Origin of the sequence: Rhodococcus sp. 06-221-2 (assembly GCF_002258365.1) — a bacterium.
Lineage (GTDB): Bacteria > Actinomycetota > Actinomycetes > Mycobacteriales > Mycobacteriaceae > Rhodococcoides > Rhodococcoides fascians.
The window spans coordinates 42487-67646 of record NZ_NOYJ01000012.1 but is presented as its reverse complement, the minus strand read 5'-3'; the positions used below and the strand labels follow the sequence as shown (position 1 = coordinate 67646).

The window sequence follows — 25160 nt, the reverse complement described above, 5'->3', positions numbered from 1 at the left end:
TCATGACAGTGTCACTCGCTTTCGCGTCGTACGCCGCAGCGCCCGAGTCAGGACGATCGTCGGGACCACAGAGATCAGGATCAACGCGAGGGCGTAAGGGGCTGCCTCGCCGTAGCGGAATGCCTCGGTGGTGGACCACAGCGTGGTCGCGAGCGTGTCCACACCGCGGGGACGCAGCATCAACGTCGCCGGTAATTCCTTGGCGACGGTCAGGAACACCAGGGCGGCTCCGGCCGCGATGCCGGGCGCGGCGACAGGAATCGTCACCCGCAGGTCGGTGCGCACTCGCCCGGCACCGAGGGTCCGTGAAACATCCTCGAGCACAACCGGAGTGGCGTCGACGACCGATCGGGTGCTGCCGACGGCCAACGGCAGGAACAGCACCACGTACGCCAGCACCAGCAGCACCGCGGTCTGATAGAACGACGGCAGAAATCTGATTCCGAGAAACACCGTCGCCAGTCCCACGGTGATACCCGGGAGACCGTGCGCAATGTACGTGGACAACTCGGCGGTGCGCGCACTGCGGGACGTGGACCGGGCCGCGAACAACGCCACCGGCAACGCAAGCACGGCTACCACCAGAGCAGCAGTCGCCGAGTACTGAACTGTCTTGGCGCTGACAGCCAGCACGTCCGCCCAGTCGACGGTGAAGCGCAGCGATCGACTGAGCCATCGCGCCAGGGCCAGAATCGGTACCAGCACCGAAACACCGAGGGCTGCAACGATAACGGCCAGAGCAGGCACGCGCCACCGGCCAAGAACCACAGGCTCGGCCATCCGGTCGGTACCCGATCCCACGCGCGCCGTGGCCCCGCGTCGAGCACGCCGTTCGAGGAGGGTCAACACCAACGCGCCCACCACGAGGACCAACCCGAGAACAGCGGCCGCGGTGCGATCGAGCCCGCCGCGGTAGGCGCTGTAGATGCCCAGAGTGAAGGCGTCGTACCGCATCAGTGCCACCGCCCCGAAGTCACTGATAGTGTACAGCGCCACCAGCAGCGCGCCTGCTGCCGCAGCCGGAACGACGCGACGGCACTCGACGGTCAGTGCGGTGCGTACCGCCCCGCGGCCGAGGGTGCGGGACACTTCGGCCAACGACGGGTCCGCGGTGGCGAACGCCGCGGACACCGGCAACATCACCAGCGGGAAGCACGACAACGTGAGCACCAGCGCAGCACCGGAAAATCCTGCAAGGGAGGGAAATTCAGCGATCCACAGATAACCGGACACGTACGACGGGATGGCCAGCGGTGCCGCGAGGATCATCGAGAAGATGCGTCGACCCGGTAGATCGGTTCGGACGGTCAACCAGGCGAGCAGCGTGCCCACCACGACGGAGGCGACCACCACGGTGAGCGCGAGCGTGGCCGTCCGGACAACGAGGTCGAGGGTGCGTTGCCGCAGGAGCAGCCGCAGTACCTTCTCGGTTCCGCCGTCGAACGCTCGAACGAACAGGTACACCAAGGGTGTCAGCGTCAGCGCTCCCACGCACAACGCGGTCGTCCCGAGAACGGGACGACCGCCGAAGTGGCGCCGCAGAAGCGGCTGGAGTGCGGACACGAACACCGACTAGATGATGCCGACGTCGGTGAGCAGGGTCTGGGTCTCCTCGAGGGACGAGAGTCGGCCCAGGTCGAGGTCGGTCGAACCCAGGTCCGACAGCGGCGGCAGGTCGTAGTCGGACGTGACGCCGTCGATGACGGGGTATTCGGCGGTCTCGTTGGCGAAGTACGTCTGCGATTCGGTCGAGAGCAGCTCGCGCACGAAATCGAATGCCGCTTCCTGGTTGTCCGACGCCGCCAGCACACCGGCACCGGCGACGTTGATCAATGCGCCGGGGTCGCCGGGCTCGAAGTAGTGCAGCTCGACGGGAGCGTCGGCACCGTTCTCGTCCTTGAACGGGTACCAGTAGTAGTGGTTGAGCAGTCCCGTGGAGACCTGCCCGTCGTTGACGGCGGTCAGCAGCGGACCGTTGCCCTCGAACGCGACCGGCTCGTTGGCGACGAATCCTTCGAGCCAGGTGCGCGCACCCTCCTCGCCGCGCTGCACGCGCAATGCGGTGACGAACGCCTGGAACGACGCGTTGGTGGGTGCGTAGCCGATCTGTCCGCGCCAGCGTGGGTCGAGCAGTCCGTCGATACCGGTGGGCAGGTCTGCTGCCTGCACCGAATCGGAGTTGTAGGCCAGCACGCGGGCCCGTGCGGACGTGGCGACCCAGGTGCCGTCGGTGCCGCGGTACTGCTCGGGGACGAGCGCGAGGATGTCCTCGGGCAGCGGGGCGAGCGCCCCTGCTTCGTCGAGGGCCCCCAGTGCACCTGCATCCTGGCCGTAGAAGACGTCGGCCGGCGTCGCGTCGCCCTCTTCGAGGATCTTGGCGGCCTGGGCGTTGGTGTTGCCCGAGTAGTCGACCTCGACGCCGCCGCCGATGCGTTCGATCAGGGGGTCGACGAGTTCTTCGCCGCGGCCGGAGTACACCACCAGGGCGGACTCTGCGGTGGCGGACTCGGAGGTGGAGGTGGAGGTGGTGTCACCGGAGTCCGAAGAGCTGCAGGCGACCAAACCGAGGGCAAGGGTTGCACTGCACGAGAGCAGCGCCAGACGGCGAACGGTGAACACGGTTCTCCTGACGAAAACGGGTCAAACGGACAATTCGAGAAAGTACACCACCAAGGTGAGGCTCAGCTACTTTCCCCCCCGGATTGAACGACCGGCCGCCCGGGCATTCCCGCCCGATGACCGAACGTGTGCTCGTCACCGGTGCCAGCATCGCAGGCCCCACCGTCGCCTACTGGCTCGACAGAGCGGGATACGACGTCGTCGTCGTCGAGCGCAGTCCGCAGTTGCGTCTGGGCGGCCAGAACATCGACGTCCGCGGTAGTGGACGCGAGGTGCTGCGACGCATGGGCCTGGAGCAGACCCTGCTGGCCAACGGCACCACCGAGAAGGGCACCAGATTCGTCGACGATTCCGACGCCACCATCGCGGCCTTTCCGGCCGGAGACGGATCACACGACGGACCGACGGCGGAGATGGAGATTCTGCGCGGCGAGTTCGCGCGGATTCTCGTCGAATCAGCCGGTCCGCGAACCGAGTACCGGTACGGCGATCGCGTCGTCGACGTGGCTCAGGATGCCGACGGCGTCGATGTCACGTTCGCGTCGAACGCAGCGGAGAGGTTCGACCTCGTCCTGTTCGCCGACGGGATCCGTTCCAGTAGCAGAGAACTGGCGTTTCCTGCCGAGGCGGAGACCACGCCCATCGGCCTGTACACCGCCTACGGGGTCTTGCCGAAGGGACCGAGTGACGACGGCTGGTGGCGGTGGTACAACGCCCCCGGATCCAGGGTCGCCAATCTGCGCCCGGACAACCTCGGCACGACGCGTTTCAGCCTGTCCTGGATGTCCGACGACGGCGGGTACGAAACCGCGTCCACCGAAGAAGTCGTTGCCGCCCTGCGTGCGACGTTCGCCGACGTCGGCTGGGAAGTGCCCAGAATCTTGAATTCGCTCGGACCGGATTCGGAGCTCTACGTCGACTATCTGGCCCAGGTGCAGGCCCCACGTTGGTCGAACGGCAGAATCGGCATGCTGGGCGACGCTGCTTGGTGCGCAACACCATTGAGCGGGATGGGCACCACGTTGTCGGTCACCGGGGCCTACGTGCTCGCCGGGGAACTCGCCCGAGCGCGCGATCATCGCGCCGGGTTCGAGGCCTTCGAGGCGCGCATGCGGCCGTTCGTGAATCAGGCTCAGAAGCTGCCGCCCGGCGTGCCTCGCGTCGCGCATCCGAAAACGACTGTGGGAGTAGCTGCTTTTCGCACCGTGCTGCGTCTGGCCGGATCGAAGCCGGTCCAGGCGGTCACGAGCAAATTCCTCGGTCCCGACGCGGCGACGCTGGAATTGCCCGACTACGAATTTCGGCGTTAGAGCCCGACCCGCTCGAGCAGCGCGTCGAACGCCTCGCTGGCTTCCTGCTCGGTGCGGCCGGATTCGATGACGCCGTTGTACACGGCCAGCGCCTCCTCCTGGTACTGCTTGTACTTTTCGAGCCACTTCTCCGAGTCAGCGCGCCAGTAGCCGATGATGTCGAAATACTTGTTGTCGTAGCCCAAGTCCTTGCGGAAGTACTTGCGTACCCGACGCGAGGACGACGCCTCTGCGGCGAACCACACGTAGCCGCGCCCCTCGGGTAGCGGGTAGGCGAGCACCGCGTCGTCGAGCACGCTGGCGCTGTCTCCGTTTCCGGATCCGATACGCCAATCGAACGTCACGTCGGCGGCTGTCTCGAACGTCTGGATGTCACCGCGTTCGAGTACCTCGACAATCGCGTGTGCGCGGGTGCCTGCGGGCAACTGTTCGACCAGTCGACCCAGTGCTGGAACTCCGGTCATATCGGCCACCAGCAGCAGCCAATCGACGTCGGCGGGCGGTGAGTACCACGACCGCGGACGGGTGAAGAGCACCGTCTGACCGGGGGCGGCCTGCTGGGCCCAGGTGGCCGCGACGCCACCCTCGTGTGCGAAGAAGTCGATGGTCAACTGGCCGCGGTCGGGATCGACGCGTCGGATCGTGTAGTTCCGGCCCTCCGGCGCGTTCTCGAGGCCGTGGAACCACCACAGGCCGTCGACCTCGGTCATCGGCGGCGGTGCCGACTCGCCTTCACGCGGAAAGTAGACCCCGACGCACTCGTCGGGTGCCCCGAGCGTGCGGTAACCGGCGACGTGCTCGCCGCCGAAGGTGACGCGCACCATGTGCACGGTGAGCTGCTCCACCGCAACGACGTCGGCGTAGTGGAAACCACGCTGCTGATCGGTCATCTTCGTCCTCGATACATCTCTCGTCCGACTGTGCGAGAACCCTCAGGCTAACTCGGCGGCAATTCTGTTCGATTCTAAACTAAGCCTTGCCTAGCCTGCCAGCGGCCACCTTGGGTATCACCAACGGAGTGTGCGATTCGGGATCGTCGATGATGCGGCACTGCAGTCCGAACACCGCCTCCACCAAGTCGGCGGTGACGATCTCCGCCGGTGGGCCCTCGGTGACCACCGCGCCGTCCTTCATCGCGATGATGTGGTCGGCGTATCGACATGCGTGGTTGAGATCGTGCAACACCGCGACGAGGGTGTTGCCGTTGTCCCGATTCAACGTGGCCAGCAGGTCGAGAAGTTCGATCTGGTGCGCGATGTCGAGAAAGGTCGTCGGCTCGTCCAAGAGCAACAGCGGTGTCTGTTGCGCGAGAACCATTGCCACCCACACTCTTTGCCGCTGTCCACCGGACAGCTCGTCGACCGGACGGGCCGACAGCGACGTCACTCCGGTCGCAGTCATGGCCTCCACCACCGCGGCCTCGTCCGCGACGGACCATTGCCGAATCAACTTCTGATGCGGATAGCGGCCTCGCGCAACCAGATCGGCCACCGAGATGCCGTCCGGCGCGATGGAGGTTTGCGGCAGGAGCCCGAGTCGGCGGGCGACCTCCTTCGCCGGGTACGACGAGATGGACTTGCCGTCGAGCAATACCGTGCCGCCGGTCGGCTTCAGCAGCCGCGACAACGCGCGCAACAGTGTCGATTTACCGCAGGCGTTCGGCCCGACGATCACGGTGAACTTGCCGTCGGGAATGTCGACGGTCAACTTCTCGCTGATGATTCGTTTGTCGTATCCGACGGTGATGCCGTCCGCGTACAGGCGTGGCCTCGTCGTCATTGCTTCCGCCCTTCTCGTGCCAACAACCAGACGAAGTACGCGCCGCCCACACAGACCGTCACCACGCCGACCGGAAGTTGAGTGGGCGCGAACACTCGTTGCGCTGCAACGTCACTGACGATCAGGAGCAGAGCACCCATGCATGCTGCCGGCACCATCGCCACCGACGAGGTACCGGTGAGCCGCCGAGCCAACTGCGGCGCGGCGAGCGCAACGAACGAAATGGGCCCCGCTGCGGCCGTGACCAGTGCCGTGAGGGCGACCCCGAGAATCACCAGCATCAGACGCGTCGGCTCGACGCGGATTCCGAGCGCTCTCGCCGCGTCGTCACCCATCTCGAGTACCGGTAGCCGTGTCGACAGCGCCGCCGCCACGGGGGTGACGACAGCCAGGGCCACGAGAACGGGAACCACCTGCGGCCACCCCAACCCGTTGAGTGTGCCCGCGCCCCAGACGGCGGCTGCGATTGCCTCGGAGACATCGGCTTTCACCACGAGCCAGGTATTGACGGACGCCAGGACGGCACTGACCGCGATACCGACGATGATCAATCGAAAGCCCTGCACGCCGCGCTTGTAGGCGAGCACGTACACCACGGCGGCGGCCACCAGTCCGCCGACGAGCGCGCCCGCTCCGGTCCGGTAGTAACCGCCGCCGAGCGTCAGGATAACGACGAGAGCGCCGGTGTACGCGCCGGTCGAGAAGCCGATGATGTCCGGGCTGCCCAACGGATTTCGCGTCAACGACTGAAAGATCGCACCCGACACCCCCAGGGCAGCTCCGAACAGGAATGCCAGCGCAACCCGGGGGAACCGCGACTGCATCACGACGATCTCGGTGATGCGCGGGGCGTCGCCGAACACCGCTGCGAGCACCTGGCCCGGTGGAACGTGGTAATCGCCGGTGCCGATCGCGAGGACGGCGACAACCGCTGTCAGCAACAGCAGGGCCGCGCAGACGAGGACCGTACGAACGTCGATTCGTGCGCCCAGCACTGTGCGAACGATCCACACCCTTCTGCCGAAGTCGATGTTCCCGGCGCGCGGTGCCCGGATCACAGCCCGCTCGCCTTCTTTCGGCGGACCAACAGGATCAGAACGGGAGCCCCGACGAAGGCGGTGACGATACCGACCTGCAACTCCCCCGGCTCGATGACGATTCGGCCGACGACGTCGGCGAACAACAGCAGTGCCGGTGCCGCGAACACGGTGTGGATCAGAATCCAACGCTGGTCCGGCCCGACGAACCAGCGCACCATGTGCGGCACCATCAGCCCCACGAACCCGACCGGTCCCGCCGCCGCAGTCGCTGCTCCGGCCAACAGGGTCACCGCAACGACCCCGACGGTCCGCGTCCGAAGCGCATTGGCTCCCAACGACCGGGCCAGCTCGTCGCCCAGTGCGATCGCATTGAGCGGACGCGCGACGAGCGCCGCAAGACACAGTCCGAGTACGACGAACGGGCCGGTCGCCGCCGCGATGTCGAGGCCTCGACCCGCCAACGAGCCTGCGCCCCAGAACCGCATCCTGGCGAAGGCGTCCGGGTCCAGCAGCAGCATCCCGGAGGTGACGCCGCCGAGCACCGCACCGAGGGCAATACCGGAGAGCGTCAAGCGAATCGGAGTGGCACCCGCTCGTCCCACCGAACCCAGCGCGTACACCGCGACGGTGGCGAGAACGGCACCGACGAACGCGAACCACACATAGAACCGAACGTCGGTCACGCCCAACACCCCGACTGCGAAGGCGACGAAGAGTGCCGCTCCGGCATTGACGCCCAGAATGCCCGGGTCGGCCAACGGGTTGCGCGTCATCGCCTGGATCAGCGCGCCCGCGACGCCGAGCGCGGTACCGACGAGCACACCGAGCACGGTCCGTGGAACTCGGAGCTCGCGGACGATCACCGCGTCGGTGGAACCGTTCGAAGACCACAGTGCGTGCCACACGTCACCGACAGCGATGTTCTCGGCTCCCACAGCGATACTCACCAGGCACAGAATCGCGAGGACGACGACGACGAGAATCAGACCGGCGGTCCTGCCGGCATCGGTTCGGGCCAGACCACCGACGAGAGCCGGAACATCGCTCTGTTCCGGCTCGTCGCCCGCAGTGATACCCCGCCGTTTCACACCACCGAACGCACCCTCGCACCCACCGCGGACTTGACGATCTCACCGCTGCGCACAGCGATGTTGGACAGCAGAGAGGACGTCAGACCGTGGGTGTGCTCGGTGCCGCCCTGCAGGTAGATCGAACCCGCTGTCGATCCACGCGTGACGAGCCGGTAGTCCCGCGTCACGCGAGGACCGTGCGCATCGAATTCGACGGCGTCGAACAACGGCCCGAGGATGTCGGGCAGATCGAGGGACGTGAAGCCGGTGGCATAGACGACAGCGTCGCACAGCACGTCCTCGGCCAGTCCTGTCGGCCCGTGTTCCACCGATGCCCGCACGCCCGACGCCTCCTCCGTGACATCGGCCAGTCGGGAGGCTCCGTGCACGAACAACCGGCGCTGTCCGCTGACCCGCTCGGCATACTCGCGCGCGTACAGCTCCTCGATCAGGGGCAAGTCGACGGCGGAGTAGTTGGTTCCGCGGTGATAGTGCAGCAGCTGATCGCGCAGAGAATGCGAGGACGAGTAGAAGTCGTCGACGGCGGTCGGATCGAAGATGCGGTTGGCGTAGGGGCTGTCGTCGGCCGGACTGTACCCGTACTTGCGCAGTACCGCATGCACGGACGCGTCCGGATAGGTCGAATGCAGGTAGTCGACCACTTCGGCTGCGCTCTGCCCGGCACCGACGACGACGAACGTGCGGTGAGTGCGCGACGGCAGCCGGTCGAGGTGGCCGAGCAGGTCGTGATTGTGGAATTGCCGCGCCGACGCGCTGACTCCGTCCGGCAGGGCCGCGGTCAGGCCGCCTGCGAGCACGATGTTGCGGCCGCGGACGGTCCCGGTGCGTCGCCCCTCGGTGCGGACGCCGTAACCGTCACCGGTGTCGACGACCGCGGACGCCCGCGTGCCGTAGTGCACCGCGGCGTCGACTTTGCCTGCGGCCCAGGACAGGTAGTCGTGGAACTCGAGCCGGCTGGGGAAGAACGTCTGCAGATTGATGAAGTGGTTGAGCCGGCCCCGCTCGGCGAGATACGACAGAAACGTGTACTCGCTGCTCGCATTGCGCTGGGTGGCAAGGTCTTTGAGGAAGGAGATCTGCATCGTGGTTCCCGGCAGCAACATTCCGGGGTGCCAGGCGAACTCGTCCTTCGACTCGACGAAGCACGAGGTCAGGCGCTCGGCCGGAGCGCACTGTCGATTGTGTTCCTCGATCGCGATGGCCAAGCCGAGGTTGGAGGGCCCGAAGCCGACCCCGACGATGTCGTATTCGCCGTCGAGTTCGCTGCTGTAGTCGTCGCTCGGGCTCATCGGATGCTCGCCCCCGACATCTGATCGAGCGCACCGGGGACCGGTTCGGCAGGGTCCACTCCGAGGGCAACGATGCTGTTGTCCGAGTCGACGTGCACCACGGAGGGACTGTGTGTGGGCAGCTCGGCGTTCTCGACCTGACGGAACGACATGATGATCACCAGATCACCCGGAGACACCAGATGGGCCGCAGCACCGTTGATTCCGATCACGCCGGATCCCGGATGGCCTTCGATCACGTAGGTGACCAAGCGAGCGCCGTTGGTGATGTCGACGACGTGGACCTGTTCGCCCTCGATCAGATCGGCCGCCTGCATCAGAGTCGAATCGATCGTGATGGACCCGACGTAGTGCAGATCGGCGTGAGTGACAGTGGCACGGTGGATCTTTCCACCCAGCATGGTGCGGTGCATCAGGCGTCGTTCTCCTTCTTACGGACGAGATATGGGGCAACGCTGGCGAGCTTCTCGCAGGTCTCGTCGAATTCACGTTCGGGCTTGGACTGGCCGACGATGCCGGCTCCGGCACGCAGCCATGCGGAACCCTGCTGCTCGTAGACGGCGCGCAGCACGAGTGCTGCTTCGAATTCTCCCGTCGATGATGCCTTCACGACGGCACCGGAGTACAGGCCGCGCGGTGAGTCGTCGAGCCGACCGATGGCGTCGATGGCCTCCTTCTTCGGGATCCCCGACGCCGTGACGGCCGGAAACAGGGCACCGAAGGCATCCCAGCAGGACAGGTCCTCGCGCAGGCGTGCGCGCACGGTGGACGCGAGATGTTGGACACTTCCCCGTTCGCGCACGCTCATGAAGTCCGAGACGGCCGTCGACCCCGGGCTGGCGATCGATTCGAGTTCCTCGAACGAGGTACGCACGGACACAGCGTGTTCGGTGATCTCTTTCGGATCCTGTTCGAGATCGGACTTCGCTGCCGAGTCGGCATCGGAACCGAGTCCGAACGCCCTCGTTCCCGCGAGCGGCTCGGTGGTGACGATCCCGTGTGCGTCGACGGAGGCGACCAATTCCGGGCTGAAGCCTGCGGCACGCAGATCGCCGAGATGCAGCAGAAAAGAGCGGGCCGGAGTGTTCGCCGTACGCCCGGCGCGGTAGGTGCCCGGCATGTCGAGATCGAATGGGATACGCACGCTCCGGGACAGAATGACCTTGGCGTAGTCGCCCCGTCGGATTTCCGTTACGGCCTGTTCGACGCGGCCGCGGTAGTCGTCGAGATCTCCGCCGACGTCGAGAGCGTGCACGGTCGGCAGCTCGTCGCCGACGATCGCGTCGAGCGCGGCCAGTACCGAGGCGCGGTCCTCGTCGCTGCCGGTCACCTCGACGGCATCGTGTTCGCGGCCGAAGCGGACCTCGACGCGGGGCACCACCAGGTGCGCGAGGATGTCGTCGGCGTCGCGCCCGGCGGCAGTGGACCGATCGACGTCGTGCAGGTGCTCTGCGAACCCGAAACCGACGAATCCGTAAGCGTTCCACTGTTCTCGGGTCAGGCCCGTGCACGCCTCGCTCAGGGCCGCTGCCGGGTTACCGGACCAGCTCCGCTCGGTCGGTTCTCCGGCCCCCCAGGTGGTGGTCACGAGGTGGGGCCGAAGCACGATGCGAGCGACCACGCCGCCCGCGAACACCCAGCGTCCCCGGTCCTCGTACACGACATACTCGTCGAACAATCCGGACTCCGCCAACGCGACGACCGTACGCAGTCCCCGCTGCAGTTCGGTCCCCTCGGCCGTGTCCATCGTCGTTTCTTCGACAACGGTCATTGTGTGTGCACTCCTGACGGTGAATCGGTCCGTGACCGCGCATTGCGCGCAACGTCTGCGGTCGGCATCGGCGCGCGCCTTCGATAGGGAACGCTAACCTAACCGACTCGGCAGCACAACGGCTTCCTCGGTGTCAGCGAACACGGCGTAGATCGAGCACCGAGATACCCCAGCCGACCAGCGTCGACGCCGCGACCTCGAGGCCGGCATCGGCTGCTACGCAGGCAAATTCGGCTTTCGTTCGTACACCGCTGCCGTGCATGCAGAGCATCAGCAGATCGAATTCCGACTGGTCCTCGTTGAACGACCCGTCGTTGGACAGTCGCTCGACGACCACCAATTTTCCGTTGTCGGCCAATCCTGTTGCCGCGTTGCGCAACAGCAGTGCGAGATCGTCGTCTCGATAGTGTCCGGTGACCTCGAGCAACAGATACGCGTCGAATCCGTTCCCGTGCTCCACATGCGGCTCGGACATCACGCTCTGCGGGTGATTCACCACTCGCCCTTCGAGTTCGGGCCATTTCCCGAGGTCGCGTCGAATCAGGTCGAGTTCGCTGGGCAACCCGAGCACACCCGCCGATACTCCGTCGTACCGGGAGAGAACGGAACCGAGCACCACTCCGGATCCTGCCCCCGCCACCAACAGGGTCGAGACCCCGTCGAACGAATAGTCTTGCACCAGAGCAGGACCCAGGAACGCGGCCTCGTCGGCGATGTGGTTGTGATGCAGTTCGGCGAGCCGCGGGGACGCCTCGAGGTCTTCGGTCAACGTGTTGCCGGTCAGCAGGCTCGCGCTGGCGGTACCGGTCCGCAGGCTGTCCACCAGACCTGTGATCGACAGTTCCACCCGTGCCTCGATCCCGTCCAGGTCCAGCCAGTGCGAGATCCAGTCGTCGCCGAGCATCGCCTCACCGATATCGCCGAGAATCAGATCACCGGTGGAGTTCTCGGCGAGGACGTCGACGGCACGCAGATAGCGCACGAATTTCGCGAGGGCGCGCGCGTCCGTCTCGGTGGCTTCCGCCAGCGATTCGACGGAGCACGCCCCTCGGGACACGTGCAACGGGATACGTAACGTGTTGGCCGCCCTGAAAGCGAAGGGCGACAGTATTTCCGCACGTTCGGCGAGCCTGTCGAACGGCTCGGACTCACCGCCGCTGAGGTCGGGCACCTCGGGATCGTCGGCGCGGGTCAGAACCTCGGCGCGACGCCAGTACCCGGTGACGTCGACCATCTCCGGCGGCAGGCCGCGGTCCTCGCGCAGATACCGACGGATTCCCTTGAGAGCGGTCGCTTCCCCTGCCACCCAGGCGAACACCGTTCCGTCCCACCAGGGTGCCGCCCGCACCGCACTGTCGAGCAAGTCGCCGGTGCCGGCGGTGACGCCGTCACGATGGACCCACGTGATCTCGGCGTCGGCGGCCGTCGGCAACGGCAACTCTCGCTCGACGTCGGCGACCTCGACGAACACCCGAATTCGCCGGCCCGGCAATGCCTCTTCGAGATACCGAGCGATGGCAGGTAACGCGGTCTCGTCGCCGACGAGCAACACCCAGTCGACATCGGCCGGAGCATGGCCCGACCGCACCGGTCCGAGCAGGGTGATGGAATCGCCGACGCGGCAACGCCGACCCCACGTCGACGCGATGCCGGTGTCGTGGGTGACGAAGTCGAGAGTCACCTGCGCGGTCTCGGGATCGACGCTGCGCACGGTGTAGTTGCGGGTCACCGGACGCGGATCACGCGGCCATTCGACGGTGCGCTCGTGCTGGGTCGGAAGCACCACCGTGCCGTCGGTCTCCGCCGGGAAGAACAACCGAACGAAGTCGTCGAATCCTTCGCTGCGCAACGCCGGGAACCGGTAGTCGCCGCGCGAGAACTCGCGCAGCTGCGGCCCACCCAACACGATTCGGCGCATACCCGAACCCAGCTGACGTGTTTCGATCACCGTTGCCGTGCGCAGGACTTCGGGAAAGACGACCTGAAGTCGATGGGACCTTGCCACGGTGGAACACGCTCCTGTCGTCGAAAGTGAATACGCCTGTGCTCGCGTCGAGTGGGCCGCCCGAGTGTTGTCAGCCCTGAACGTTCTCGGCGGCAGTGTTCAGCGCCGAGGCCACGTCGTCGAGGATGTACGGGATCGTCAGCACCGTCAGGCCACCGAACGCGAAGTTCTTGTCGGCGCTGAGGGCCTCGGTGGAGGCGGTACGCCCCTGCGAAAGTACGGGCTGCGAGGCCACGGCGGGTTCGGCAAGGAACCCGGCGAGAGATTCCTTGTCGTACGCCACGACGAACAGCACGTCGGACTTCAGCAACGACGCCTGTTCGAGGCTGAGCTCGAAGTACACGGCGTCGGGGTCCTTGGCCGGGTCGGCCTGTTGGATGGTGGGCTCGTTGACGAGACCGAGCTGCTCGAGGAACTCGACTCGTACGTCGTTGTCCTTGCTGACGGCGAAAGTGCCGGGTGCGTTGGGCAGCGCGACGGTGACCGTCTTGCCTTGCAGCGCAGAGTACTTCGTCGCCGCATCGGCAATCGAGCCCTCGACTCCGGAAACCAGGTCGGCGGCCTCCTTCTCCTTGCCCAGCGCCTTGCCCGCGATGGTCAGCTGGTCCTCCCACGACGTGGTCCACTGCTTGTCCGGGTACGCGACGACGGGCGCGATGTCGGAGAGCTTGTCGAACTCCTCCTGGCTCAACCCCGAGTACGGCGCGAAGATCAGATCCGGTGCGGCGGCAGCGAACTGCTCGACCGGAACCGCTCCGGTGCCGTCACCGGAGAGCAGTGTCGGCGCGTCGCCGCCCAGGTCGGCGAGAGCCTTCGCATCCCACGGCAGAACGCCGCGTTCGTCCGCACCGTACTGGGCACCGTCGAATGTAGGCATCGCAACGGGTACGACTCCGAGGGCGAGAATCGCGTCCTGGTTCGACCATCCCCAGGTCGCGATCCGCTTCGGTGCCTCGGGGATCGTCGCGGATCCGAGTGCCGAGTCGATCGTGACCGGAAATGCGGACTCCTGCGCAGACGTCGTGGAGTCGGCGGCAGGCGTCTCCTCGGTGTCGCTGCTGCATCCGGCGGCGAGGGCGATGGTCAGCCCTCCGGCGAGCGCGATCGACGCGGCGCTCCTCATCCACTTCGTACGAACCTTCATCGTTCCTCGGAACCTCTCGACTCGACCACGCACTGACTGCGTCCACACCCGACCGGGCGAGGCGACTGACAAGGTAGCACTAATGAGGTTACCCTTGCCTCATTAGGCCGTCCTCGGACTCCCTGTCCTCCACAATTCGACACGCGGCCGACAGGGCCTCCCGCCAGAGCCCGGCCAGTTCCTCCACACCGTCGAGCACTCCTGCCGGCCACGTGTACGTCACACCGAGTACCGACGACCCGTCCTGTTCGTGCACGTAGCTGTCGACGACCAACGCATAGCCGCAGGGCGTCTCGGTGCCGGGCGTGGTGTCGAGACTGCTACGCAATCGGCTGGCCCCGAACGGACCGCCTGTCGCGGTGTCGAAACGGCCCAGATAATTGAATTCGATGTCGGCCGTGGGCATGTGCCGCAGCACCGCACCCGCCTCACCGCTGCACCACCGCAGCATGCCGTACGTCGACCCGTCTCCCGGCACCGAATCCCTCGACCGAGCCGCGTCCGTCGCGATCGTACGCAGAACCGATTCTGCGGCAACAGGATCGGACCGGTGCGACATCAGGGCGCGATGGTCGGTCGCGTCAGCGGTCAGGCGGAGCGGGAACACAGCCGTGAGCCATCCGACCACGGAAGAGCCGTCCACCCGATCGGACGCGATTCCCGACCGCCCGTGCCCCTCCACGTCGACGACGAACGACTGCGGACCCGCCGCACCGCTGTCCATCCACTCGACTGTCGCGGCCGCGAACGTTCCCAACAACAGATGTTCGACGGACACCCCGAGCCGCGGGCGGGCTGCGGCGAGAATCCGCGCGCTTTCCTGAGGGGAGAGCGCGAACGTGGTGGTGCGTACGCCTGCACCGGTATCGATCGACGGATCGACCGGACGCACCATCGGAACCCGTTCCGCCCCGTCGCCGACGCGTGTCCAGTACTCCAGATCAGCGAGCACCTCGGCAGAGCCGGCGAGGCGGTGGATCTCGTGCGCCCACTGCCGCATGGAGGGCCCGATCGGGCCGCGATCCGCCGACAACCGCTGCTGCCACGCAGTCGTGATGTCCGGCAGCAGTATTCGCCAGCTGACCCCGTCGACCACGAGGTGATGCAGCGTGATCAGGAGCTCACCCGAGGAGTCGGTGTCACCGTGGTGGCGCAGCCACACCACATCGACCATCCGGCCGATCCGGGGATCGAGCCGACCACGTGCCGCGCGTGACTGGGCGGCAACACGTTCTGCGAGCAGCGATTCGGTGAGCCCGTCCACATACTCGGTACGGACCCACTCGGCCACGTCGGCAGTACCGTCCGGCAACACGGTGAACACGGGCTCGGAGCCGGGACGACGCTCGAAACTCGAATGCAGGATGGGGTGCCTGGCCACCACGAGATCGAGAAGCTCGATCAGCGAGTTCTCGGTCAGATCGGCGGGAGCCTCCAGCAACACCGCCTGCGAGATCTCGTCGACGGACCCATCGAGACTGTCCATCCAGCGGAGGATCGGTGTCAACGGGACTTCTCCGTACGGCGACAGTTCCTCGACGCCGGAGGCCATCGGTTGCGCCGACTCCGCTTGCTGAGCAAGTGCTTCCGGCGTGCGCCGAGCGACGATGTGACGGGGCGAGACCGCCATGCCCACCGTCCGCAGCCGCGCCGACAACTCCATGGCCATGATGCTGTCGCCCCCGAGATCGAAGAAGTCGTCGTCCGCGGAGACCTCCGGCACATGCAGCACAGCGGCTACTGCGCGGCATATCTCCCGCTCGACGTCGGTGCGCGGCGCGCGCCCGGAACCGAGGGTCGGGACGGGGTCGGGTAACGCGGCCGCATCGAGCTTTCCGTTCGGCAGCACAGGGAACGCATCGAGCACGGTCACCGACGATGGAACCATGTACGACGGAAGGAGTTCGCCCAGACCCGCGCGCACGGCGCTCACGTCGATCGTCCGTCCCGGCGCAGCAACGACGTACCCAGCGAGGGTCGCCTGCCCGGTAGCGATACCCGACGTATGCACCAGCACCCGCGCGTCTGCGACGGCATCGATCTCTCGCAATCGACTTTCGACTTCCCCCACTTCGACGCGGTGCCCGCGGATCTTGACCTGGTCGTCCGCGCGACCGGCATACCTCAATGTGCCGGATTCGGTCCACGACACGAGATCCCCGGTCCGATAGAGCCGAGTACCGTCCGCGGCGAAGGGATCGGCAACGAAGCGGTGCGCGGTGCGCCCCGGCGCGTTGCGATACCCGCGCACCACGCCCGGCCCGGCCAAATAGAGCTCGCCGAGCGCCCCGGGAGGCGCAAGCCGAAGACAGGCGTCCAACACGTATGCCTTCAGGTTGGTCACCGGCCTACCGATCACGGGCTCGGGCAACAGATCCGTCGATGTGAACACCGCATCGACGGTGGCCTCGGTGGGTCCGTAGAAGTTGTACGCGACAACAAACTCATTCGCGCGCAACCTGTTCCACAACTCGACCGATACCGCCTCGCCGCCGACCCCGACTGACGTCAGTGTGTCGATCGATCCCGACCGCATCATCTGTTCGAGCAACGACGGCACGACCTCGATGAAATGCACCGACAGCGTTCGCAGTCGCTCGGTGAGTTCTCTCGGATCGAGAACGACCTCGGGATCGATGAGATGTACTGTGTGCCCGCCGAACATCCACAACTGCGGTTGCCAGGATGCGTCGAAGGCCATCGACCAGGCATGCGCCACGTTCAGAGTGTCCGTGCCCGCGCGCGCCGCCGTCGGCAGATGCACGCTCTCGCGATGGGAGTGATAGAGATTCGCCAGTCCTCGGTGCGGTACCGAGACCCCCTTGGGCACACCGGTCGTACCGGAGGTGTAGATGAAGTACACCGGGTGGTCGGGATGCAATGCGGACCGACGCTCGGAATCGGTGACGGCAATCCTGTCCGTCGACGACGGCGTCAGGGCCTCGACCGCCGATGCCTTCACCGTGATCACCGGCTGCGCATCGTCGAGAATCTGCCGCGCGCGTTCGGTGGGCCAGTTCGGGTCGATCGGTAGGTAGGCGGCCCCGGACTTCATGACCCCGAGGATCGTCGCCATCGTCGTCACGGTTCGTGGGGCCTCGACGGCCACGATATCTTCCGCGCCGACACCGAAACCGAGGAGCCATCGCGCAATTCGATTGGAGACGCGATCGAGCTCGGCGAACGTCAGAGCCGTGGCGGCGTCTGCAACAGCAACGGTGTCCGGTTGCAACGCGACGCGGTCGGCGAACAGGTCCACCATCGTCCCGTCCGGATACCGACGCTGCGAGCCGGCGTACTCGGTGCGGAGAATCCGAGTCGTCGTCTCGTCGACGAGAGACAGTGCGGCGATCGGCGGGTCGCCTTCGTCGGCGAACGCACCCAACACCGAGGTCAGTGCGGACGCCACTGCGCGGGCGCGAGCCACGGGCACCGAGTCGCTGCGGTATTCGACCACCAGCCGCATCCGTTCGCCCGGATGGACCGTCAACACGAGCGGGTAGTGCGTCACTGTGTGGAATCCGGCGACCGACACCGAGAAGTTCTCGGCATCGACACCCGAAGTGTCTGCAGCAGCGAAGTTCTCGAACACCACGAGTGTGTCGAACAGCGTTCCCCGTCCGACGGCCTTCTGAATGTCTGCCAGGCCCACGTGATGATGCGGAGCCACGGCGATCGAGAAGTCCCGCAGACCAGCGAGCACGGTCGACAGACGTGCATCGGGTCCGACGTCGACACGGACGGGAACGGTGTTGATGAACAGTCCGACCATGTCTGCGACACGATCGAGGTCGGTGGGACGCCCCGAAACCGTCGAGCCGAACACGACCGACGGAGAATCCGTGAATGCCGAGAGCACCACGGCCCATGCTGCATCGACCAGTTCGCTCAGCGTCGACGATCGACGACGCGCCGACTCGATGAGCCGAGCGGTGTCCTGCGCACTCCACTCGAGGTCGATCTCGTGCGCCTCGGAACGTACCGACGACGATGCCGATGCCGACGCTGCCACCATCGTCGGTGCCACGTCCGCGCCGAGCGCGCGACGCCACGCGTCGACGGACGAGTCGTCGCGGCCCGCGAGCCACCGCAGGTAGTCGTCGAACCGCGCAGGTTCCGGCAGTGCCAGGCCTCGGTAGAGCTTGAACAGCTCGGTACCCACAGTGCCCATGGACCACCCGTCCACGAGAAGATGGTGGACGGTCAGCACCACCCGGTGACGATCGTTCCCGCAGTCCAGCAGCAGAATTCGGACGAGCGAGTCCTGCTCTATGTCGAACGCACGCCTGTCCTGGTCGATCAGGTCACGGGCGGTAGGCGATGTCGGATCGTCGACGACATGACGGCGGAGTACGACTCGACCCGTATCGCGGATCGCGACGGTCGTCCCGGTGCTCAACGTCAGAAAGCGCGAGCGCAGCGCTGGATGACGGTCGAGGAGCGCGTCGAGTGCGCCCCCGAGACGTCGCGGATCCAGCAGCCCGTGCACCTCGAATTCGGTGGCGATGACGTAGATTTCCTCCACTCCGTCGCCCGAGGCTACGGACTGGAATGCCAAGCCCCGCTGCAGCGGAGTGGCCGGGCGAGCTGCCTCTGGATCGATTCCATGAGAGCGCAATTCGGCTACATCGGCATCGGTCAGCAGCGCTGCCGAACTGTCGGGCCGGTCGACGATCGCAACGGCCCGGGCGCTTCGGCCCCGCTCCACCAGCCCTGCGACCGTTCGACACTCGAAGACGTCTGCGGTGGTGATCGGAAGTCCGGCGGTGCGCGCGTGATGGACGAGGGTGATGGCGGTGATGCTGTCGCCGCCGAGCGAGAAGAAGTCGTCGTCGACGCCGATGGACTGGGCGCTCTCCGCACGGGTGGTGTCTGCGAACAGCGCCGCGAGTGCTCGCTCGTCCTCGGATGCAGCCGGTCGCGATCGGCTGGGACCACCGTCGGGTATTCCGCGCTCCTGCAGAACTTTTCGATCGGCCTTGCCATTGGGGGTTCTGGGAATACTGTCGACGGCCACCCAGAATGCGGGCACCAGATAGTCGGGAACCCGGCGACGAAGCGCCTCCCGCACCGACGCGGTGTCGACCGAGTCGGGAGTCACGTAGGCCACCAGCACACCGACGCCGTCACCGTCGGACACAGCGACCACGGCGCACTCGTCGACCGAAGGGTCACTGGCCGTCCAACTTTCGACCTCCCCCAGTTCGACGCGATGGCCTCTGATCTTGACCTGACGATCGTCTCGACCCAGAAATACCAGGACGCCGTCGACGAGACGGGCACGGTCCCCGGTGCGGTACATTCGCGCGCCATCGCCGCCGGGATCTGCGACGAAGCGAGTCGCGGTCTCGGCCGGTTTCCCGGAGTATCCGCGGGCGAGCTGCACGCCCGACACGTACAGGTCGCCAGGAACGGCGTTCCGAACCGGGCGTAGCCGAGAGTCGAGCAGCCGCAGTGTGGTGTTGTCCACCGAGGTTCCGATGACCGCAGGGTCGCCGTCGACCCGCTGGACGGCGACGTCGCCTGCGACTTCGGAGGATCCGTAGGAATTGTCGATCGTGGCGTCCGGCGTCACCGCTCGGATCACGTCGATCATGTGGTCGGTCAACGGTTCTCCGCTGAGTATCCAACCGGTCACCGAAGCGCAGTCCGACGGTGCCGTAGCGGCCAACGCGGCAGCCAGAGAACCGATGGCGGTGACCTGTTCGGCACCGGACCGTCCGATGAGCGAGGCCACGGCACCCGAATCGCCGTACTGGTGATCCTGTGCGAGTACCACACGTTGGCCCGCGAGAATGCCGGTGAGCAACTCCGTCGCGCCGTCGATGAACGCCAGCGAACTCTTGGCAACTCGGCTGCCCGGTCTGCCCCACCGCGTCACCGCCCACTGCAGCCGGTTGGCCAACGCGTTCCTGGTGCCGACCACACCCTTGGGCGTTCCGGTCGAACCCGACGTGTACACGAGATAGGCCGCGCACTCACCCGGGACGCTGCGACCGAACGGCGGCGTCCAGTCCTGTTGTCGTACAGCGGTATCGACACGGACCGCAGTCTCCATATCCGTCAGTGCCGCGGGGGTCGCATCGTCGATCAACAGCAGGTCGTGCCCGGAATCGGACAGGATCAGTTCGATCCGCTCACGCGGGTAGCGAATGTCGACGGGTACGAACGCTGCGCCGACGTCGATGGTCGCCAACAGCGCCGCCACCATGTCGAGACCTCTGCTCACCGCAACAGCGACGCGGCTTTCGACACCGATGTGGTGCACACGCAGCAGCGCGGACACCTGTCCGACCCGCGTGGACAACTGCCCGAACGTGATGTGCTCGCCGCCGATCAGCAGTGCCACGTCGTCGCGGGACTGCTCGAAGCGCGCTGCCAGAGCGGTCTCGATCGGCACCACGGTTCGGTCCGGTCCGACGCTGCGCCCCTGGCCATGTGGGGCGGCCACCAGTCGAGTGACGTCGATGTCCGACACTGTCGTCATCCGATCGAGCATCTCGACGAACGTCTCGGCGTACATGGCGGCCTGCCGCCGGCCGACAGCGGCCTCGTCGTGCAGTACGAACGCCCACAGAGCAGGATCGGGGCCCACGATCAACGCCATCGGGAAGCTCATGTGCGCACCCAGCACCGTGATCTCGTCGACGGTCCCGCTCGTCTCGGGTATCGGTGCGGGATAGTTCTGGTACACGACTATGGTGTCGAACAGCTCTCCGCCGCCGACTGTTCCGGCGATGTCGGACAGCCCGAGGAACCGATACTCGTCCAGGTCGAGGTGGTCTGCCTGCACGCGTGCGAGCATCTCGGTCGCCGTTGCAGCCGAGTTCCACCGCAGGCGGACCGGCACGGTGTTGAGCAGCAAACCCACCATCGCCTCGGCACCATCGAGATCGAACGGCCGCAGCGACGTCGCCATCCCGAAGGCCACATCGTCGGAACCGGTTCTCGCCGAAAGCATCGCCGCCCAGGCTGTCTGCACGACGACGTTCGTGGTCACGCCGGTACGACGCGCGTATTCGGACACCCGCTGGGCCAACGCATCGTCGATATCGACGTCCAGGCGCGAGCGCGTGCCCGCGCTGGACCCATTCGCTCGGTCCCCGGCAACGAGAGTCGCGGACTCGAACCCGTCGAGGTAGTCGGCCCACCGCTGACGCGCAGTGACGTTGTCCTGCAACGCTGTCCACGCGAGATAATCGCCGAAGTCGGGTGCAGGCGGCAACCGCGCCCCCTCGCCCGATTCGTAGAGAGCGATCAGCTCCCTGACGAAGATGGCCTCGGACCACCCGTCCATCAGCGCGTGATGGTAGGTGATCAGAACTCGCGGGGCGCGCGCAGAAGTGGAGTAGGAGAAGCGAATCAGCGGCTGCTCGAAGAACGCGAACCCGGCCGAGCGGTCTCGTCGGAGATGATCATCCCACTCGTCGTCGACGGCCGTCACGACCGGCGTCGACGCGCGCGGTACCACCCAGACCAGATCACCGTTACGGCGTTGCCGCAGCAGCGCTCTGATGTTCGGGTAGCGATCCAACAGCAGTTCGAGGGCACGATCGAGCCGGCCGCGATCCACCGCGGCGGACAGGTCGAGCACCGTCTGTGACAGGTACGGATCCTGCGCTCGCTCGGCGAGCGTCGATTGCAGGTACATCCCGACCTGCAGTGCGGTGAGTGGGAGTACGGCGGCGATCTTGGACTGCGACGTGGCCGCGGTATCGGTCGTCATGTCTGCTCACATACTGCTTTCGAATTCGTCGAGCTCGTCCTGGGACAGTTCCACCGTGGCGGCGGCGTGGACAGCGGGGCGTGCGTCGGCGTCCGGTGTGAGCTCCGCCCCGAACATTCGCACCGTCCGCTTGCGCATCACCTCACGCGGTGCCAGCGGAATCGAGGCCTTTCGCGCCCGCGATGCCACGGCCAGGCAGGTGATGCTGTCGCCGCCGAGCGCGAAGAAGTCGTCGTCGATCCCCACGCGTCCGACACCCAGAACCGCCGCGACGATCTCGCACAACATCGTTTCCACCGGCGTTCGGGCCGGTACGAACGTGCCTCCGCCCACGGCGTCGACGGTCGGAAGAGCCCGCACATCGAGCTTGCCGTTGATCGTCATCGGAATGCGTTCCAGGGCAGCGAACAACGTCGGCACCATGTACTCGGGCAACGTCGCTGCCAGCCGGTCTCGAATGGAACCGAACAGCACGGACGTGTCGGTCGTACCGCCGTCGCGAGGAACGATGTATGCGGCCAGGGCGCGAGTACCACTCCCGATCTGCACCGTACGCACCACCGCGCCCACCACACCCTCGCATGCGGCCACGGCGCGTTCGACCTCTGCGGTCTCCACTCGATAGCCGCGAATCTTCACCTGGTCGTCCGCGCGACCGAGGTAGTCGAACAGACCGTCGGCTCGAATGCGAACCAGATCACCGGTGCGGTACATCCGTGCGCCCGGAGTCAAGGGGTCGGCCACGAATCTCGTTGCCGTGTCGCCGAATCGGTTCACATAGCCCCGCGCAAGACCGACACCGGAGAGGTACAACTCCCCCACCGAACCGATCGGGACCGGCCGTAGCCACTGGTCCAGGACGGACGCACGTGTGCCCAGGATCGGCGAACCGATGGACGGCCCGACGCTGTCCCTTGTTCCGGTACCGAGCGCGTTGATCGTGTACTCGGTAGGCCCGTACAGGTTGTAGCCGATGCCGTCGAGCCGACTCCACAGTGCATCCGGTACCGCCTCACCACCCAGCAAGACCAGGGGAATTCGATGTCCGTCGCGTTCGTCCAACAGTCCGAGATCGAGCAGATGTCCGGCATACGTGGGCGTCACGTTGACCACGTCGATTCTGTTCTGCTCGCAGTAGTGAGCCAATGCCTCACCGTCGCGGCGTAATTCCTCGTCGCAGATGTGTACCTCGTGACCTTCGACGAGCCACAGCAACTCCTCCCACGACATGTCGAAGGAGAACGACACCGTGTGTGCGATCCGCAGGGTGCGGTCTCCTGCCACGGCGACGGTGGGAGCGAAGATCTCGTTCCGGTGATTGATCTGCATGTTCGTCAGACCGCGATACGGAGTGACGACGCCCTTCGGTGTTCCGGTCGAGCCGGAGGTGTAGATGACGTAGGCGGGGTGCTCGAGTCGGCCGACGGTGCCGGACGCAAAACCGACCGACGCTGTGGCCGCCTCGACTTCCGACGCGTCGATGTCGTACGCCAACTCTGTTACGACCTCAGGGGAGTCGACGACCATCCGTGTGGCGGTGGTGGCCAATCCCCGGCTCTCCGTGTCCACCGTCGTCACCAGAACGGCCGGTTGCGCGTCGGCCAACATGACGTCGAGACGCTCTGTCGGATAGTCGAGTTCGAGGGGCAGGTACGCGGCACCGGTACGCAGCACCGCGAACAGGGCCACCACCATCTCCACCGATCTCGGCAGAGCGAGGGCCACGATGCGTTCGGGAGCGGCACCCCGGCGAAGCAGCGCCAGTGCGCAGGCGTTCACCCGCCGGTCGAGGTCGCCGAAGGTCAGCCGCCGGTCTCCGAACACCAACGCGATGTCGTCGGGAACGGCCGCGGCGCGTGCGGCGAGCAATTCGGCGATCGTGTTGTCCTGCAGTCGTTCCGATCGGCCGTCGAACTCGTTCTCGACGACACTCGGCATGTCGCCCGGGGCAGACGGCCAGCGCGAGATCGGCAGATCGGGCTGCGCTGCAACGGTATCGAGTGCCGATGCGAACGAGTCGAGCAGCGATCGGGCACGCTCGTCGTCCACAGAATCGGGTAGATACGTCACCGACAGGTTCAGTTCATCGCCGGGATCCACTGCGATGGACACCGGGAACTCGGACCCATCGACGGTCGAGATGTGTCGCACGCGGCGCTCGTTCCCCGCCGACGTCGATTCTTGTCGTCCCGCAGGCCCGGCAGCGTTACGCAGGACGAGCAGGGTGTCGAACAGAGCCCCCGCACCGATGGCCTGCTGAATTCCACCGAGACCGAGGGTGTCGTGCGGCATCAGGTCGAGACGCTGATCCTGCACGCGCGCAGCCACATCGGTGACCGAATCGAATCCACCTGCCGTCACCCGGATCGGCACCGTGCTGATGAACGCGCCGATCGCGGTGTCGGAACCGGCCACATCCATGGGCCGACCGGCGACGGCGGTACCGAACACCACATCGGACCGCCCCACCACACGCATCAACACACTCGCCCAGGCCGCTGCGAGAACCGTGAACAGAGTCGAACCGGATCGACGTGCGTGCAGATCCAGCGCGCCGGACACCGCTGCCGTCACTCTGCGTTCGATCCTGCGGGGTGAACCGTCCCCACGGGTGGCCTCCGCGGCCACCGAGGTCGGGCTGTCGATATCGCCGAAGTACCGCTGCCACGCCTGCTCGGACTCGGCACGGTCGCGAGAAGCCAGCCAACGCAGATACTCACGGTAGCCGTGGTCCGGCGGAACGGGCGTGCCGTTCTCGTCGTGCTGCTCCAGGACTCGAGCCACGAGCAGTGCCGAGGATCCGCCGTCGAAGCACCCGAACCAGTAGGTGGTCAACAGTCGGTCGACCCCTCCGGGAAGGTGCACCAGGGTGACCCGAAACAGTGGCGGCGCAGCGATGTCGAACGAGAGCGCCCGGTCGTCCGCGAGAATCCGGCTCCATCGATCGTCCACCTCGCTCGCCGGGCACGCACGGAGATCCACCACCGTCAACGGTGCCTGCACCGCAGAGAGCACGACCTGGGCCGGCGCGGTGTCGTCCGGCGTCACGAAGGCCGTCCGCATCGCCGCGGTGGTATCGACGACCGATTGCAGAGCTCGCCTGATCCTGTCGTCGTCGAGGACGCGGTCGACCTCGACGACGGTGCGGACGGTGTACAGCTCGGTGGCATCGGCGTCGACACCTACCTGGAAGACGAGCCCGAGCTGCAGTGGTGACAGTGGCCAGACGTCGTCGATGGATCCGAATTGCTCCCTCAACGAATCGAATTCGGTGGACTCGACGTCTGCGAGTGGGCCGCGGCTCGCCTCGGGTGCGGCCTCGTCGCCTCGGGCACGCCGCAACCGCTCCTGCACCAACCTACGTCTGACGTCGTCGAGATCCATGG

The 25160-nt window shown here is 66.2% G+C and carries 13 protein-coding genes and 2 pseudogenes; 1 reads left to right on the top strand and 14 read right to left on the bottom strand.

All coding sequences use genetic code 11. The features are described 5' to 3' along the window. Together CH281_RS06780 and CH281_RS06775 are read right to left on the bottom strand one after the other, a co-directional pair. Positions 1-1563: an ABC transporter permease gene (locus tag CH281_RS06780; RefSeq protein WP_256983389.1), complete on the bottom strand. Its 1563-nt coding sequence runs from the start codon at positions 1561-1563 to the stop codon at positions 1-3. A 9-nt stretch (positions 1564-1572) separates the two neighbouring features. Further along, positions 1573-2619, bottom strand: a complete 1047-nt coding sequence (locus CH281_RS06775) for an iron ABC transporter substrate-binding protein (RefSeq protein ID WP_094693551.1) — start codon at positions 2617-2619, stop codon at positions 1573-1575. 116 nt (positions 2620-2735) lie between these two features. Here CH281_RS06775 and CH281_RS06770 point away from each other — a divergent pair, with 116 nt between their 5' ends. Continuing rightward, positions 2736-3929 carry an FAD-dependent monooxygenase gene (locus CH281_RS06770; RefSeq protein ID WP_094693549.1) on the top strand — a complete coding sequence of 398 codons (1194 nt, stop codon included), beginning with the start codon at positions 2736-2738 and terminating at the stop codon, positions 3927-3929. Here CH281_RS06770 and CH281_RS06765 read toward each other — a convergent pair. From CH281_RS06765 to CH281_RS27595, 12 genes and pseudogenes are all read right to left on the bottom strand, one after another. Continuing rightward, positions 3926-4819, bottom strand: a complete 894-nt coding sequence (locus tag CH281_RS06765) for a siderophore-interacting protein (RefSeq protein ID WP_032367547.1) — start codon at positions 4817-4819, stop codon at positions 3926-3928. The two genes, CH281_RS06770 and CH281_RS06765, sit on opposite strands and share 4 nt — an antisense overlap. 79 nt (positions 4820-4898) lie before the next feature. After that, positions 4899-5708, bottom strand: coding sequence for an ABC transporter ATP-binding protein (locus tag CH281_RS06760; RefSeq protein WP_027495821.1), 810 nt, complete (start codon positions 5706-5708; stop codon positions 4899-4901). Continuing rightward, positions 5705-6766 (bottom strand): FecCD family ABC transporter permease, encoded by a 1062-nt coding sequence (locus CH281_RS06755; protein ID WP_371829095.1) that lies wholly within the window; start codon positions 6764-6766, stop codon positions 5705-5707. The genes CH281_RS06760 and CH281_RS06755 overlap by 4 nt, the downstream gene beginning before the upstream one ends. Next, a complete protein-coding gene (locus CH281_RS06750; RefSeq protein WP_032367936.1) occupies positions 6763-7821 on the bottom strand; it encodes a FecCD family ABC transporter permease in 1059 nt (352 codons plus the stop codon). The genes CH281_RS06755 and CH281_RS06750 overlap by 4 nt, the downstream gene beginning before the upstream one ends. An 11-nt stretch (positions 7822-7832) precedes the next feature. After that, positions 7833-9128: a lysine N(6)-hydroxylase/L-ornithine N(5)-oxygenase family protein gene (locus CH281_RS06745; protein ID WP_032367545.1), complete on the bottom strand. Its 1296-nt coding sequence runs from the start codon at positions 9126-9128 to the stop codon at positions 7833-7835. Continuing rightward, a complete protein-coding gene (gene panD, locus CH281_RS06740; protein ID WP_027495817.1) occupies positions 9125-9541 on the bottom strand; it encodes an aspartate 1-decarboxylase in 417 nt (138 codons plus the stop codon). Before panD ends, CH281_RS06745 begins: the two co-directional genes overlap by 4 nt. Further along, the gene (locus tag CH281_RS06735; RefSeq protein WP_032367544.1) at positions 9541-10899 is read right to left on the bottom strand and encodes a salicylate synthase; all 1359 of its coding nucleotides are present in this window, start codon (positions 10897-10899) and stop codon (positions 9541-9543) included. The genes panD and CH281_RS06735 overlap by 1 nt, the downstream gene beginning before the upstream one ends. A 133-nt stretch (positions 10900-11032) precedes the next feature. Next, positions 11033-12904, bottom strand: a complete 1872-nt coding sequence (locus tag CH281_RS06730) for a siderophore-interacting protein (protein WP_052068938.1) — start codon at positions 12902-12904, stop codon at positions 11033-11035. 70 nt (positions 12905-12974) lie between these two features. Continuing rightward, entirely contained in the window at positions 12975-14048 is a 1074-nt protein-coding gene (locus CH281_RS06725) for an ABC transporter substrate-binding protein (RefSeq protein WP_027495815.1), read from the bottom strand. A gap of 88 nt (positions 14049-14136) precedes the next feature. Continuing rightward, the gene (locus CH281_RS06720) at positions 14137-21774 is read right to left on the bottom strand and encodes a non-ribosomal peptide synthetase (protein ID WP_094693547.1); all 7638 of its coding nucleotides are present in this window, start codon (positions 21772-21774) and stop codon (positions 14137-14139) included. A 105-nt stretch (positions 21775-21879) separates the two neighbouring features. Continuing rightward, positions 21880-23667: pseudogene (locus CH281_RS27600) on the bottom strand (amino acid adenylation domain-containing protein); the annotation flags it as partial. A 78-nt stretch (positions 23668-23745) separates the two neighbouring features. Further along, positions 23746-25158 (bottom strand): annotated as a pseudogene (locus CH281_RS27595) (condensation domain-containing protein); the annotation flags it as partial. Positions 25159-25160 lie beyond the last annotated feature (2 nt).